The sequence below is a fragment of the Microcoleus sp. Pol12A5 genome (genome assembly GCF_036701435.1).
In the GTDB taxonomy this organism is placed as follows: Bacteria; Cyanobacteriota; Cyanobacteriia; order Cyanobacteriales; family Microcoleaceae; genus Microcoleus.
The window spans coordinates 38,775-54,400 of record NZ_JAUBQU010000017.1 but is presented as its reverse complement, the minus strand read 5'-3'; the positions used below and the strand labels follow the sequence as shown (position 1 = coordinate 54,400).

The 15,626-nt window shown below is 44.6% G+C and carries 10 protein-coding genes; all 10 read right to left on the bottom strand.

All coding sequences use genetic code 11. The features are described from left to right. Positions 1-138 precede the first annotated feature (138 nt). The 10 genes from QUA45_RS07160 to QUA45_RS07115 all read right to left on the bottom strand — a co-directional run bounded on the left by QUA45_RS07160 (position 139) and on the right by QUA45_RS07115 (position 15,460). Positions 139-834, bottom strand: coding sequence for a CsgG/HfaB family protein (locus QUA45_RS07160; protein WP_333096863.1), 696 nt, complete (start codon positions 832-834; stop codon positions 139-141). Positions 835-1,126: 292 nt separating this feature from the next. Next, on the bottom strand, positions 1,127-1,492 hold the full coding sequence (locus tag QUA45_RS07155) for a DUF1823 family protein (protein WP_333096861.1): 366 nt from the start codon (positions 1,490-1,492) through the stop codon (positions 1,127-1,129). 150 nt (positions 1,493-1,642) lie between these two features. Then, complete coding sequence (gene gap, locus QUA45_RS07150; RefSeq protein WP_333096947.1) at positions 1,643-2,674, bottom strand: type I glyceraldehyde-3-phosphate dehydrogenase; 1,032 nt, start codon at positions 2,672-2,674, stop codon at positions 1,643-1,645. Between the two features lie 468 nt (positions 2,675-3,142). Then, positions 3,143-3,454, bottom strand: coding sequence for a P-II family nitrogen regulator (locus QUA45_RS07145; protein ID WP_223300725.1), 312 nt, complete (start codon positions 3,452-3,454; stop codon positions 3,143-3,145). A 1-nt stretch (position 3,455) separates the two neighbouring features. After that, positions 3,456-4,427, bottom strand: a complete 972-nt coding sequence (locus tag QUA45_RS07140) for a sodium-dependent bicarbonate transport family permease (RefSeq protein ID WP_333068249.1) — start codon at positions 4,425-4,427, stop codon at positions 3,456-3,458. A gap of 205 nt (positions 4,428-4,632) precedes the next feature. Continuing rightward, on the bottom strand, positions 4,633-5,367 hold the full coding sequence (locus QUA45_RS07135; RefSeq protein ID WP_333096858.1) for a glutathione peroxidase: 735 nt from the start codon (positions 5,365-5,367) through the stop codon (positions 4,633-4,635). Positions 5,368-5,567: 200 nt separating this feature from the next. After that, the gene (locus QUA45_RS07130) at positions 5,568-7,427 is read right to left on the bottom strand and encodes a tetratricopeptide repeat protein (RefSeq protein ID WP_333220071.1); all 1,860 of its coding nucleotides are present in this window, start codon (positions 7,425-7,427) and stop codon (positions 5,568-5,570) included. Next, the gene (locus QUA45_RS07125) at positions 7,417-11,511 is read right to left on the bottom strand and encodes a tetratricopeptide repeat protein (protein ID WP_333220069.1); all 4,095 of its coding nucleotides are present in this window, start codon (positions 11,509-11,511) and stop codon (positions 7,417-7,419) included. Before QUA45_RS07125 ends, QUA45_RS07130 begins: the two co-directional genes overlap by 11 nt. A gap of 24 nt (positions 11,512-11,535) precedes the next feature. Continuing rightward, positions 11,536-14,319: a tetratricopeptide repeat protein gene (locus tag QUA45_RS07120; RefSeq protein ID WP_333220067.1), complete on the bottom strand. Its 2,784-nt coding sequence runs from the start codon at positions 14,317-14,319 to the stop codon at positions 11,536-11,538. A 277-nt stretch (positions 14,320-14,596) separates the two neighbouring features. Next, positions 14,597-15,460 (bottom strand): calcium-binding protein, encoded by an 864-nt coding sequence (locus QUA45_RS07115; RefSeq protein WP_333096850.1) that lies wholly within the window; start codon positions 15,458-15,460, stop codon positions 14,597-14,599. Positions 15,461-15,626 lie beyond the last annotated feature (166 nt).

The window sequence follows — 15,626 nt, the reverse complement described above, 5'->3', positions numbered from 1 at the left end:
TATAGAGGAAAATGCAGATTCCTAAACAAAACTAATATTAACGGGTACAATTGCAGCTCAAGGATATGAAAAATTTTTAGATTTTAGATTGGGGAGTTAACAATTACCAATCTAAAATCTAAAAATTTTGAAAAATTTCTAACCTAATTTCTTAGATACCTCTGCCAGTTTAGTCACCATTTGGGATACGGCTTTGTCAACTGCCGCGCTCAAAAGTGAGTCTTCATTGCTGCTGCCAGAATTGCCACCAATACCCCTAACGGAAATATTAGAATCGCTTTGATCCGCTTCTCCAACTGCTTTGGCGGTGGCAAGAATATCTCCTGAAGCTGTACCGATTAACCGCACATCTATTTGAACGGTAGCTTTGGTTTTTTGTGAACCGGCACCGATTCCCATGAAACTGCCGCCGCCGGATTGTTTGTCGATATTAAACTTGGTAATGGTGCCGATGAGCACGGCGTCAACTCCTAATTGTTTGCCAATTTCGGCTGCTGTGCCGGCATCCATCGCGCCGCTGCGATTTTGCTGTTTGAGCACTTGTTCGAGTTTGCTACGATCGACTACTGTATAAGTGCCGTTGTTGACGAGTTCGTTGATTAACAGTTCGCTGATGCCTTTGGCGGCGCCGACTCCCCTGTAGGAAGTGTAATAGCTGTTGGTGGGGCCGTAGTCGAAGTCCATGACTACGAGGCGCTTTTTGGCAGTTGCTTGGGCGAGTTGGGTTCTGGGTTCGGTGGTGGCTGGTGTGGCGATCGCATTGACTGAAACGCCCGCTAGCATTAGGGTAGCGAGGGAAATGCTGGTTAAGCGAGATATGGTAGTTGTTTTCATAAAGCTTACCTCACAGTTGTTTTGTGCCGACTCTAGGATACTTTACGGAACAGCCCGATGTCAGGGTTGGGGATGAGGAGGTTGGAATTGGCGGGTTTTAGTGTTTTTTGACTTTCAACAAACTTAATTTTTGTTAATTAACCGCAGAGCACGCAGAGGACACAGAGAAAGAAAGGAAGAGTTTAATCAAGGTTTCAATCCTTTATAGGGATTTAGGGGTTTTCCTGCCAAAAAATCTCATATCTCTTTACTCTAACGGTGGCAACCACCGCACAGCCATCCAATATTCCTCTTACCCCCCAGATTCCATAAAACCCATCAACCAATTAGCCATCGTCGCCCTGCGAGTCTGTCGGGGCCCGAATTCCCCAATTTTATAGCCTTTAAAGCCCAATTTTTCCTTCAGCAACTGCTTGTTTTCTGGAGGAGTCGATCGAGTCAATTTCACCGTCGCCGGCCTAGAATCGATAAAATCCGGCGGTTCCGGGTAATCTTGACGCCACTCGGGTGCAACTCCTGCACTGTTCCACTTGCCAGTCTCGGCATCCCAGCGGTAGCCCAGATACTGCCAAACTAGCTGATTGACAGCAGCATCGTCGATTTCTTCGTTGAGAATAGCCCAAATAGTTTCGTTATTCAGCGGTGGTAATTCAGACATGAGCGCGATCGAATCGGAAATAAAAAAAGTTTAACTCACATTAAATAATATTATCAGGGACGGGCCGGACAGCCCGTTCCACAAAAAATCATAGGAATTTGTTTGTGGGGTGGACACGCAAGCCCGCCCAAAATGCCACCCCCAAAAAAATTAATTATTCAAAATTCCGTCTTTCTCGGCCATAGACAGCATTAAGTCAATCACGCGACTAGAATAACCCCACTCGTTGTCGTACCAAGAAACAACTTTGAAAAACTTAGAATTCAGTTCAATTCCCGCACCTGCATCGAAAATGCTCGATCGCGCGTCGCCCTGAAAATCTGTCGAAACCACCGCATCCTCAGTATATCCCAGAATGCCTTTGAGTTCGCCCTCCGAAGCTTTTTTCATTGCTTCACAAATTTCTTTATAGCTAGTTTCCTTCGCCGTTTTGAAAGTAAGGTCAACTACAGAAACGTCGGGAGTTGGCACCCGCAAGGCCATTCCAGTCAATTTTCCTTTCAATTCTGGCAACACCAAAGTAACAGCTTTTGCTGCACCGGTGGAAGATGGAATAATATTTTGAGCCGCACCGCGTCCTCCCCGCCAATCTTTTTGGCTGGGCCCGTCTACAGTTGGTTGAGTAGCAGTCATCGCGTGAACTGTAGTCATTAAGCCTTCTTCCAAACCGAAGTTATCGTTAATTACTTTGGCAATTGGTGCTAAACAATTCGTCGTACAGCTAGCATTAGAAACAACCGTATCTTTTGCTGAGTCAAATTTGTGGTGGTTGACGCCTACTAGAAAAGTTGGAACTTTTTCCGGGTCTTTTGTGGGTGCTGAAAGTATTACTCGTTTTGCTCCCGCCGTCAAGTGTTTTGATGCGCCTTCAAAATCTGTAAACAATCCGGTAGATTCTACAACATAGTCTGCACTCGTTTTATCCCAAGGCAATTCTGCCGGATTTCTAATCGCTGTGCAGGGTATAAAATTTCCGTCAATGACAATGCCGTCTGGTTTGCTTTCCACTTCGCCGTCGTAAATGCCGTGGGTAGAGTCGTATTTGAAAAGATAAGCCAGGTTGTCGGGCGAAACTAAGTCGTTAATGCCGACAAATTCGATGTTGGGGTTTTTGATGCCGGCACGCATCACTAGCCGTCCGATGCGACCAAATCCGTTGATGCCGACTTTTAATGCAGCCATGTTTAAACTCCTATGGAAAATATCCTTAGTCGATCGGGCATTAGCGAAGCCTTCGAGGAGGATCGCCTGTTGTGGCTTAGAATTTACCACGCTAACGGATTTTTGCAACTGATTCTTTTCTATCTCTTAAGAATTCTGAATTCTGCCCCGGCTGGGAAGGGCAATTAATCCTGAAATGACCGCTGACTAATGGCTAATGGCTGATTTTTGTCAACTTGTAAAAGTGCTATAATAGACAGAAATTATTTTCAAAATTGCCTTTTTAAAATCAGGCTAAAGTAATAATAAAAAAGTTACCCAAAAGGCGAAACGGATTGGCATTCTCACCAGTGGCGATGGAACCAAAGCCTAAGATGAAAGTTGCCTATTCGCTCAAGGACACGGCATTGCCGTGTCCCTAAACATATGGCGTAGAATCTATGTGTAGCTCAATTTTTCCGAATTGGTATAATCACTAATAACTAATGACTACCCGACGCATCTAGTAATTAGCAATTCCACCGCATCTGAAATAAAACACGACCCACCAAATTTATTGAGCACGGGTCTAATGTTTTCTGCAACTGCTGAAACTTGAGCTGGTGAACAAAAAGCAAGCACATAAATGTTATCCAGCGCCGTCATTGATGAATCACGGGAAACGTGATCCCTAGTGCTTTTTCCAGCAACATCACGGATCACCGAATAACCCGGTACGCCAGCTTTGTCTAAACCGTCTAAAATCTTGCCGAGTTCGACTGAGTGGGCTATGATTTCTACTCTTTTGACTGACTCCATCATCTCACCTCCAAAACATATTTATTCCGTATAGATACAGGGGAATGCCTACAATGATATTAAATGGAAATGTCACTGCTAAGGCAGTTGAAATGTAAAGACTTGGATTCGCTTCGGGAACAGTTAGGCGCATGGCTGCTGGTACTGCTATATAAGAAGCACTCGCGCAAAGTACGGAAAACAGCAAAGTGTCTCCCTGCGGCATTCCGATTAATTTGGCTATTACCAAAGCAATTACTGCGTTGAGTATCGGAATTAGGATTGCAAAGCCGATCAGAAAAACTCCTGCTTCTTGCAAATCTTTAATTCTGCTTGCTGCAACCAGCCCCATGTCTAGTAAGAAAAAAGTCAGAACTCCGTAAAACAAGTCTTGAGTAAACGGACTCATAACTTCCCAACCATGTTCTCCTGTCAGTACGCCCATAATTAGGCTGCCAATCAGCAGAAAAACTGAACTGTTTAGGAATGCTTCTTGCAACACTTCTGGCCAAACTATTTCGCGTTTTCCTTCTTCCCCGCCAAATACACTGACTAGAATGAGACCTACTATAATTGCCGGGGATTCCATTAATGCTAGCGCGGCTACCATATAACCGTCAAAGTCGATCCCCTGTGCTGTGAGGAAGGAGGTGGCGGTAATAAATGTGACCGCGCTGATGGAACCGTAGGTGGCTGCGATCGCCGCGGCATTGTAAGAGTCGAGTTTGATTCTCAGTATGAAAAAAGTATAAATTGGTACTAGCATTGACATCAGCATCGCTGCCAAAATTGTCAGGGCTATTTGCTGGTCAATTCCGCTTTTGGACAGTTCTACGCCACCTTTAAATCCGATGGCAAACAGCAGGTACAGCGAAAAGAGTTTAGGGATGGGCGCTGGAATTTCTAAATCCGATTTGAGAAAAATTGCCAGCATTCCCATGAAAAAAGCTAATATTGGGGGATTTAAGATATTTGACGATACTAAACTCAAATCCACGATCGGTAACTCCCATTTCTTGCGTTTTTAATATTACTTCCCCAGTAATTGTTGCACGAGAATGGATCAATAGACCAATCGAACTTTTTGACTCCGAAGCTCGATCGGGCTAAATACCGCAAAATACGGCAAAGGCGCACAGTGCACACCTTACTCGTTGTAAGGTGTGCACGCGGGCACCTGCAGGTTAAGTATTTTGGTTTAACTAAGCAACTGCCAAATAAGACTCTAGGGCTTCGGAACCACCGATCAACTTGCCGTCGATAAATACTTGCGGCACCGTTGTAGCCCCAGTCATAGCCCGGAGCGATCGGGTTGTGATCTCCCGGCCCAAGACGATTTCTTCATAATCCAAGCCCTTTTGACTAAGCATTGCCTTAGCCTTAGCACAGAAGGGACAGCCCATTTTTGTAAACAGCGACACTAGCTTCGGCTTGGTTGCTGCGGAGTTGATGTAGTTGAGCATTGTCTCGGCATCGGACACTTTGAAAGGGTCGCCCGGTTCATCAGGCTCAATAAACATTTTTTCAACCACACCATCTTTTACCAGCATCGAATAACGCCAAGACCGCTTGCCAAAGCCTAAATCTGTTTTGTCTACCAGCATTCCCATGCCTTGAGTAAACTCGCCGTTACCGTCGGGAATTAACGTCACATTGTCTGATTCTTGGTCTTTTGCCCACTCGTTCATCACAAAAGTGTCGTTGACGGAAATGCAAACGATTTCATCTACGCCGTTTTCTTTAAAAACTTTGGCCAATTCGTTGTAACCGGGGAGGTGCGTTGACGAACAAGTGGGAGTAAAAGCTCCCGGCAGCGAGAAAACTACTACGGTTTTACCTGCAAATATATCATCGGTGGTGACATCGACCCACTCGTTGTCTTTGCGAGTGCGAAAGGTGACTTTGGGTACTCTTTGACCTTCTTGGTTCGTCAGCATGATTTTAAATTTTTGGGTACTTGGGTTCAATTCCTTTGCTTCTTTTAGCGTACTCATAACGAGTATGACTTGTCAAGGGTAGGCGGGTCTTTTTTAGTCAGTTGTCAGTTGACGGTTGTCAGTTGACGGTTGACTGTGGTGAGCTTTCCAGTCAACAGTCAACAGTCAACAGTCAACAGCTAACAATGCCCAATGCCCAATTACCAATCAAACTTCCTCCCCAAATACTCCTCTAACTGCTGATTGTAAGGTCGAAAATAATCCCTCAACCAATTGCGAATCGATTGATTAACCGGCTGGTAAGAACCGGGATTAGCATTTTGGTAGTCAGACAATTGATATTCCGGCAAATCTAAAAATTCTAAAACCTGCTGGACTATAGCCGCCGCACCTGCATAAAAATCTTCACTTTTCAAAATTAACAACTGTTCTCTAGGAAAGAAAGCCAGCCAGTTTTTAATAAATTCTATGTACCTACCGCGAGCTAAATAATTCCCCGGTTCCTCGCCGATGATGTATTCGGGATTTTGATTCAACCGTTCAACTTCATCGCTAATTACTTGATCGAGCGATCGCGCTTCCCAATTTAAGCCAGTCAAGCGGTAAAATTGAGAAATCGCCCGATCGACCGGATTTCGCAAAAGTACAATCAGTTTCGCCTCTGGAAACAGCCTGTAGAGCCGTTCCGGTGCTTCCCAACAGTCAAAATAGCTCGGACTTGCTTCGCCAGTTACAAATTGCTCTCCCTGCGGCATTGGCGGAAAATGAGCCAAATACCAATCAATACCTCTGTCAAAGTGCCACGAAAAAAAATCCATCTCCTTTTTAATCGGAGTCAAAATTTGCGGGTGTTTGGATAAATAAGTATACAGAGAAGTCGTCCCGCACCGCTGAGAACCAATAATTATAAAGTTAGGAACTTTGACTGATTTTAAGTTCCAATTTTGTATAACAGGCAAGATGCCTGTATCTGCTTGTGGAACAGGTATCTTGCCTGTTCTCTTACTAATAAGAGATGCAAAACTTTGTTTGTAACTGACAGTTCGATAAAAATCAATCGCCTCTGGAATTTTACCTTGCCTCGTTAAAGCTTCCCCCAAATTCAGATAAGGCCAAAAAGCCTCCGGTTGAGCTGCAATAACTTCGCGGCACAAGTTCTCAACTTCATCTAGCTTGTTTTGCCTAACAAAAACTTCCCACAAATTGTAATAAAACCACCAAGGAAGATCGGGATTTATTTCTATAGCTTGGAAAAATGCCGCCGCCGCTTCCTCCCAATATTTTTGGTGGCTCAGAACAGCACCTAAATTGTAATAAGACCAGCAATCATCGGGTTTTTGGGCGACAGTTGCGCGAGATGAGGCTAATGCGCGATCCTCTTCGATGGCTGCGCTAACGCACTTTTCTTGCTGCTGCAACAACTCCTCTAATTCCGCCGATTTGCCTGCATGAATCGGAATACTTGTCAATAGCAACTTGTAAATAATTATTGCGCTTTTTGGGCGATCGTACTTGGCTAAATTCTTTCCTAACTGCAAATAAAACTCCCTATTTTCCGGTGTAATTTGCAATTGAGATTGTTCTAACACTAAATTTAAATTCGACTCTGTTTGTCCGAGAGCGTATCCGAACTTCTCGTAAATTCCCGGCAAATCTCCGTCAATTTCAATAGCTTTTAAATACGTAGCGATAGCTTCATCCCACTGTTTTAGCTTAGTTAAAGCATCGCCTAAATTGCAAAAAGACCAAGCAAAATCCGAGTTGAGTGCAATCTCGCAGCGGTAAGCAACAGCAGCCTCTTCCCATTGCTGAAGTTTCAGCAAAGCATCGCCCAGGTTGTGATAAGACCAAGAAAAATCTGGATTTAACTCAACAGCTTTTTTGTAAGCAGCGACAGCTTCCTCCCATTTTTCAAGTTTCTGCAAAACATCGCCCAAACTGTGATAAGACCAAGAAAAATTAGGATTTAATTCAATAGCTTGTTTGTAAGCAGCAACAGCCTCATCAAACTGACCGCTTTCTTGCAGGGAATTACCCAAATGGTGGTAGTCATTGTCCATGCAAAACTCCTGCAACAGTCATTAATTTTTCCAGCGAGTTCAAATTCAACTGCATATCTTTATGTAAGGGTTTGATCGGAGTTTCATCATTAACCAAATCGCCAATTAAATAGTAATGTTCCAAACCGCATAAATTGCTAATCATCCAATAACAATACGGAACGTAAAGGGGAGAAAAAATCTCAATTACCTTAGTTCCTGGACTGCAAAAAACTAGATTAGTCAATCCCCCTCCGTGAGGTGCGACAACTACTTTAGCAGCAGCCAAACACGATGCTTGTTCCGCTACAGACATTGTTTCCAATTTTACACTGCGAAACCCAAATTTTTCTAAGTATTTAATTACTTCTTCATCGTTGACGATTCGCCTATAGGATGCTTGTTGTCGACTGATATAAATTCGCTCTGAATAGTCTGTATTTCTTGGCTGTTGTTCCTTTAAAAATGTCTGTTTTAGGTATTCACACTTCCATTTAGAAACAGCTCCCGAACCGTTATAAGATATTGACGGAACTATTAATTGATCGGCGGTAATGTGTAAATGGCAGCGACTTTCTAAAATTTTATCTTGAGCAATTCCTAAAATCTCTAAAGTTTCTGCTTGATAGGAAGAATCCGAGGCATTGACAACAAACTTATCTATAGTTTCTATCAATCCGCTACGCTGCAAAATATCAAATCGCGTAATCACATCAAACATCCAATGAAAATAAGCAGCTCCACCCCAGCGAGCCGATAAAAAAGCCACATTTCCATCGACGTGTTCAGCGGGAGGCAATTTGTCGGAAGTGATTACCAATTCCGCACAACCCATTGAAATGTCAGCAACAAGTTTATTTTCTGAAGTAATGACGGCGCTAGTCACAACATCTGCCCAAGCTCGTCCGTTTGGCAATACGGCAACAAAAGCTTTTCTGGAATGACTTTGATGTTCCCAGAATCTACGGCTGCTATCGATTGTTTTGGAATCAGATAAATTGATTTGACTCGCAGGATGGATGTCAATGCAGGTGAGGTTAGGATTGGATTCTGCTGGAACGGTCAAATCTTCTGTAAACCCACAGTATTTTTCGAGAATACTTAAGGGTAAATTTTGATTACTGCATTTTTCCCGATCGCTCTCATCGACTTCTCCTTGTTGTTCCAGAGCATAACCTATATTATCGTAAGCTTCAAACAAATCCGGTTTAATTTGCAGGGCTTGAACTAAATTAGTGATTGCACGTTCCCACTGCTGTTTTGCAAGGAAACTCAAACCCAATCCTTCGTAACACCAGCAGGATTTGGGATCGAAATTGATGCCTTTTTCATAAATGGCGATCGCCCTTTCTAATTCCCCTTGATTCCGCAGTGCATCGCCCAACTTTTTGTACAGCCAACTATGCTCAGGTTCTAGCTCAATAGCACGATCAAAAGCCTCGGCTGCTTCCGACCAATTTTCTTGTAATTCCAGAACTTCCCCCAAACTATTGTACAGCCAACAATCATTGGGGTTTAATTCAATAGCTTTTCGGTAAGCCGCCGCCGCTTCTTCCCAATTTTCCAGTGCAACCAAAGCCCTACCTAATCTCTCGTAGGACCAACAGAAATCGGGATTGAGTTCAACTAACTTGCGGTAAGCAACAGCAGCTTCCTCGCACTCAGAAAGCTCCATCAGCACATCGCCTAAATTGTTGTAAGTCCAACAAAAATCTGGATTTAACTCAATAGCATTGCGGTAAGCAGAAGCAGCTTCCTCGTGTTGCTCAATCGCCTGCAAAGTTTCTCCCAAAAAGTGGTAAGCCCAACTAAAATTAGGGTTGAGTGCGATCGCCTGTTGGTAAGCGGCCCGAGCTTCGTCAAATAGTTCTTTCTTTTGCAAACTTTTACCCAACTTGTGGTAAGTTAAGTAGTTGCCCGACTTAATTTTAATAGCTGTTTGATAGCGGGCTATCGCCTCATCCAAATAACCGGAATTTGTCGCAATATCCCCCAACTTTTCCCAACCCAGAGACAACAGAGTTTGCTCTTCGCCCAAACTTTGATTGCCGATTTTTTTGACGATGAGTTGATAGCCTTTGTGTACAACTTCTAACTGACTTCCAAACATCTCCAAAAAAACATCTATGCCAATTTTAGTATCTTGCTCCGGGCTGTCGGGAAACGTAAACTCGTAATCATCAAAAATCATCAATCCCCCAACTTTCACCAACCTCCAAGATAAAATCGCATCTTGCAGAGCACTGGTAGGTTTGTGACAGCCGTCAATGTAAGCAACATCGTAATATTCTGAATTCAAATTAATTAACAAATCTTGAGAGTAACCTTCTAATTCAATTACCCGCTCTGCTGCTCCCGTTTTAACAATATTGCCCTTAAAATGTTGTTGAAAATACAAATCAATACAAGTAATCTTTGCCGTCGGATGAGTTAAAATATTATCCAGCAGCCAGCAAGCAGACATTCCCTGAAAACTGCCGATTTCCACAACTTGAAAATCTGCAATTCCAGTAAATTCCTGCAAATGCCGTTGCCAAATAGGAATATTGTGTGTAAACCAATCTTGGGTAAATTGATAATCTTTCGCCGCACACTCAGCCCAACCCCTCAATTCGGCGGCTTTTTGGTGGCAAATAATTGCTTCTTCTAATTCCCCTAATTGCGGTAAAATATTTCCTAAATCGTTGTAAGACTTAGAATTTGTCGGATCGATTTCAATTTGGTGGCGGTAAGTGGCAATTTGTGCGTATAACTCCTGTTGTTTCGCCCGAACATCATCCAGTTGGGCGACAACTTCCGCAGCATTGGGTTCAATTTGCAGTGCCATGCTATAAAATACGATCGCACCTTCCAACTGCTTCTGTTTTGCTAAACTATTGCCTAAATTTATATAAAATTCCGCTCCATCTAACTCCATTCCCAGCAATTTGTGGTAATTTTTTCCGCTTGCAAGTACCTCAAGAGATTGACAATAAGTTGCGATTGTGCTGTCTAAACCCGATTCGCTCCGCTTCCGCAAAACATATCCCAACCGCTGATTAATTCCCGTCAAATTCGGCTCCATCTGAACCGCGTGCAGGAAAGCAGCCACAGCTTCATCCCAGGATTGTTCGCAGGTGAAGGCTATTCCCAAATTGACATAAAACCAAGGAATATTTGGATTTATTTCAATAGCTTTGCGGTAGCAACTAATAGCTTCGGGCCACAGTTGTTTTTGAGCCCAAGCGTCCCCTAAGCAATTGTATGCCCAGTAGAAATTATCATTAATTGCCAGAGTCTGACGGTAACATTTAATGGCTGCATCAAAGTCCTGTTTTTGCGCGAAAACATTACCTAAACCCACGTAAGCACGAGCGTATTTTGGATTGAGTTCGATGCTTTTGTTGTAACAGGCGATCGCCCGATCGAATTCTCCTCGCTCCGCCCAAGTTTTACCCAAACTGTGGTAAGATTCAAAAGAATCTGGATTAATTTCAATGGCTTGTCGGTAATTGGCGATCGCCTCATCCCACCGCTTCTGGCCAACCAGCATTTCTCCCAAATTGTGATAAGCTGTTGCCAGTTGCGGGTTTAACTTAATTGCTCGCGAATAACACTCAATAGCACGATCGAACTTTCCCAATTCAACCAAACTATTTCCCAGAGTGACGTTTTCCTCAGCAGTTGCCCAATTCGGCTCGATATTAAAAGCTTGATACCAACAGTCTGCCGCCTCTTCTCGCTTCTCTAACTGCGTCCAAATTCTCGCCAACTGCCGATAAACAGCAGCAAAATTCGGCGCTAGCGAAATTGCTTTTTCACAATTTACGATCGCCTTTTCCCACTGTTTCCCCTGAGAATACAAAATGCCGAGATTAGCATAAACTTCCGGCAAATTTGGATTGCGATCGATTGCCGATTCATACCACTGCTTAGCTTGCTCGATTTCCCCTCGCACCTGCATCACCTTTCCCAGCGTCTGGCAAGCTGTCGCCAAATTCGGTTCAATTTTCAACGCTGACTCGCAAGCAGCAACTGCCTCATTCAACTTTCCTTCGGCTAAATAAACTTCTGCTTGCCGACTCAAATCAACCGCTGCCTTTTCCATCTTCTCAATCGAGGGCATAATTAAACTTGCTCCAGACACCAACTAACCCAAACCCACCACTTCAACCATCTTTTTCAGCGAACTCAAGTTCACCAAAATATCCTCGGTCAGGGAATTCTGATACATCAACTGTCTAATAGGATAGCATTCAAAAGCCTCGCCCGTTAAAAAGTAATGTTCCAACTGCAAATATTGACTGATTCCCCAGTAATAATGGCTGATATAGTGAGGCGACACCAACTCAATTACTTTAGTTCCCTGGCAACTAAAAATCGTATTTGTCAAGCCGCTGCCGTGGGCAGCCACTATCACCTCAGCGTGGTAAAAATGAGCAATTTGCTCTGCCAAAGACATCGACTCTGGCAAAATAGAAACAAAGCCAAATTTCTCCAACACCTCAACCACATCTTCCTCGTTCAAAACTCGTCGATATCTTGCTTTGCTACGGCTGATATAAATCCGTTTTGGATAGCTAGAACTAGGTATAATTCCCTTGAGAAACTCGCGCCTCAAAAAATCCATCGCCCACCCAGAAGGCCAGCCCAAGTATCCTGCAAAAGAAGGTACAATCAACTCTGTTGCTTGTATGTGAGGCAAGCGATCGCTCTCCAAGACTTTTTCTTCGGGAATCCCCAAAATTCTCAGACTTTCCCGCTGAAATTGGTGCTGACAACTATTCACCAAAAACCAATCAATTTCCGCAAAATCCCTACCACTGTGCCGCAGCAATTCTATCCTCGGCAAAACGTCAACCATCCAGTGAAAATAGACATTTCCAGACAAACCCGAAAGTACCGCCACGCTGCCGTCAATTTGCTTTAAACCTGGAAATGATTCTAACTGAAAAACAATGTGTTTTCTAACATCATGCTTTTCGCATCCAGGTAAAAACCCCGGATAATCTCTCGACACATCAGCCAACAAATAATTGTCAGGAGTAATTACAGCGATCGCCTTGCAAATCAACCAATAATTTTCCTGCGGCACAATCCAAACTCGCCCGTTGGGAATTGCAGCCACAAAAGTTTTGGGCGACGGCACAGGTATCGGTTGCGAGTTGGACAAACGGCACACTCCCCAACCCAAATGCACCGGATCGAACCACTTAGAAAGTCGCTGCAAACACAGCCCGCAAGTTAACCCGGCACAATCGGAATTTGCCAACTTGGAATTGGATCGCGCAAATTGGGAATTGGGAATATTTTCGACCCTTGCTTCTGGTGCAGATTTCCAAAATATTTCCACATAATTGTCAGCATCCAACTTAGCATTAACCAGCCAATCCCAACTCGATAAATAAATACCGTGAGGAGGTTTTATAGAAGTGCGATCTGGCGAAATAAAACTGTCTTTTTTCCACTGTTTCCGATCACCATACCCGTGCAATTGCAGATCTAAAACCTGTTGATAATAATCAATCGCCCGTTCCCAGCGCCCCTGTTTTTCCAGCAGTTTTGCTAACTCAAAATAAACCTGCGGTAAAGCAGGTTGAATCGTCAAAGCCATGTGGTAAACTGCAATTGCTGCACTGAACCGCTGTTGCTGAGCTAAGGAATTTCCCACGCGCCAGTAAAGCTCTGCATTTTGTGGCTGAATTTGCAAAGCTTTTTGATAATAAGCGGCGGCAGATTCGTATCCGCTGTACTCTGTTAGAGCATTTCCCAAATGCAAGTAAATTTCGGCTAAATTATCGCAAATTTCAGCAATTGGTAATTCGGCATTGGGCGTTGGGCGTAGGGCATTGGGAATAGTTTCTTTTTCTTCCTTCTTCCCTGTTCCTTCTTTCTTCTTCCTTCCAGTTAGTGCTGTGAGAAATCGATCGCACGCAGCGATCGCCTTTGACAATTCATCATCTTCTACCGCCCCAACTCTGCGCCTGTCTCCCAAGCGGCAGTAAGCCTCAACAAAATCAGGCTTCAGAGCTATTGCCCGCTCAAAATAAGGCATGGCTTCAGCAATTTTGCCCAAAACCATCAAAGAAAATCCGGCGTCTGTATAGCCCGAAATATAGTCGGAATTGATCTCGATCGCGCGCTCGAAACAAGCAAGCGCCGCCGAATGTTCCCCCTGTAACTGCCACGCTTTCCCCAAATTGTAGTGAGCCAAAACCATGTCCGGCTCCAACTCAATAGCTGTGAGGTAAGATGCGATCGCCCTTTCCGGACTTTTGTCCAGCAAGGCTTGACCCAAATTATTGTGCAGCGTTGCCCAATCCGGCTTAATCTCCATGGCCCGCTCGTAAAGCTCGATCGCCTCAGCAGTGCGATCGTCCTTTAGCAAAATCACACCCAGATTGCTGTAAGCTTTCACGTAATCCGGCGCCACGGCAATCACCTGTCGGTAGGTATCCATTGCCGCTTCGAGCTGACTATTTTCATCTAAAACCACAGCCAGATTGTATAAAGCATCGAGATAATCCGGTTTTTGGGCTATCGCATTTCGGTAACAGTCGATCGCCCCCAACAAATTACCCTGCTTGTGAAAAATATTTCCCAAGTTATAATGAAGTTCCGCCCAATCTGGTTTCAAATCCAGAGCTTGTCGGTAGTGAAAAACCGCCTCATCCAGCCACGCATAGTCGCTGTAAAGTTGACCCAAATAAGCATGAGCCAGAAAAAACTGCGGCGAAATCTCCAAAGCTTGCACAAAAGCGTCTCTTGCCGCCGTCGGATCGCCTTGAGCTTCGAGAATTTCGCCTAAAGTCGTGTAAGCCGAGGGCGAAAACGGTTGAAGTTCGATCGCCTTTTTGCAAAACTCGATCGCCTCAGTTAACTTCCCCCGGTTCAAATAAATTTGGGCTTGCCGGATATATTCTTCAGTGCTCATTGCTAGCCAGCAGTTGCGGTTTCTTTACCGCTTCAGTAAAACCTAGAAATTTTAAGTTAAAAACTTTGTATTTATATTTTGCCCGATCGGGCGATCGATTAATTTCATCAATAACTGTCGATCAATTTTTTTTAACTGCCCCTGCTTCTGTTCCTGTATTGAATATTTCAACCTCACCCCGCTTGTGGCAGAGTGAGGTTGAAATCCTTTAAAACTATCGGCTTTGTGAGAACAGCCCCGAATTTTCTCCGGTGCCGCCCCACAACAGCCTGTTGTTTTAGAACAACTCGAAGTTGTTCGAGGTAATCGTCAGGCCAGGCTGCAACTGAGCAACAGTTAGAACTCCGTTGCTGCTGTTGAAGTACAACGCACCGTTTGATGGGTCGTAGACCAACTTGTTCGTCGCGGTTGCTCCTGCGTTGGCTGCGTTGAAACCAGAAATGACGACAAACTCGCTCGCCTCGAAGCTGCTGCCCAAACCAGCGAACACACCGCCCTGCTTCAAGCGGATCTTATCTTCACCTGGGGTAAAGTCAGTGATCGTGTCTACCCCATACTCGCCACCGCTGGAGAAGAAGTAGAACGTATCGCTGCCAGCACCGCCGGTCAGGACATCGCTGCCTCTGTCGCCAGAGATAAAGTCATTGCCAGCACCACCATCGACAGTATCGTTGTCTTTACCGCCGTACAGGCTGTCGTTGCCGTCGCCGCCGCCGACAATATCGTTGCCTTGGCCGCCAAAGACTGTATCGCTGCCCGATCCGCCGAGTACGGTGTCGTTGCCTCTGTCGCCAGAAATTAAGTCATTGCCATCACCACCGTCTACGAGGTCATCACCTTTGCCGCCAAAGATGTAGTCATCGCCGGTACCGCCAGCGACCACATCGCTGCCGCTGCCTGAAAGGATGGTATCGTTGCCGTCGCCGCCGCCGATACTGTCATTTCCGCCACCCGATACAATCAGCTCGTTGCCACTGCCACCAGCGATGACATCAGCGCCCCCAAAAGTCAAGATGATATCGCTGCCGGAGCTTCCGTTCAGCCTGTTTTGACCTTCGATGCCGATAACGGTTGAGCCACCGCCACCAGTACCACCTGGTAGTGAACTTGCTGGCTGTGTTGGATTAGTTACCTGTGTCATTTACACTCCTCCTAAAAGATCAATCATTTTTCTACAATACACTTTTCCCTCCAAAGGGATTCAATAAATGAAACCGGACATCGGTTGAGACCCTAATTGACCCGGCTGCTATAAGCTGTCATGTAATTTAAATTGTCAGCAGCGAGCCTCGGAGCGCGAGTTGAAT

Excerpts from the sequence above, each read along its gene's own strand:
- QUA45_RS07125 (WP_333220069.1), bottom strand. The coding sequence starts at position 11,511 with ATGCCCTCGATTGAGAAGATGGAAAAGGCAGCGGTTGATTTGAGTCGG.
- QUA45_RS07145 (WP_223300725.1), bottom strand. The coding sequence starts at position 3,454 with ATGATGGAGTCAGTCAAAAGAGTAGAAATCATAGCCCACTCAGTCGAA.
- QUA45_RS07160 (WP_333096863.1), bottom strand. The coding sequence starts at position 834 with ATGAAAACAACTACCATATCTCGCTTAACCAGCATTTCCCTCGCTACC.
- QUA45_RS07130 (WP_333220071.1), bottom strand. The coding sequence starts at position 7,427 with ATGGACAATGACTACCACCATTTGGGTAATTCCCTGCAAGAAAGCGGT.
- QUA45_RS07155 (WP_333096861.1), bottom strand. The coding sequence starts at position 1,492 with ATGTCTGAATTACCACCGCTGAATAACGAAACTATTTGGGCTATTCTC.
- QUA45_RS07115 (WP_333096850.1), bottom strand. The coding sequence starts at position 15,460 with ATGACACAGGTAACTAATCCAACACAGCCAGCAAGTTCACTACCAGGT.
- QUA45_RS07135 (WP_333096858.1), bottom strand. The coding sequence starts at position 5,367 with ATGCTGACGAACCAAGAAGGTCAAAGAGTACCCAAAGTCACCTTTCGC.
- QUA45_RS07120 (WP_333220067.1), bottom strand. The coding sequence starts at position 14,319 with ATGAGCACTGAAGAATATATCCGGCAAGCCCAAATTTATTTGAACCGG.
- gap (WP_333096947.1), bottom strand. The coding sequence starts at position 2,674 with ATGGCTGCATTAAAAGTCGGCATCAACGGATTTGGTCGCATCGGACGG.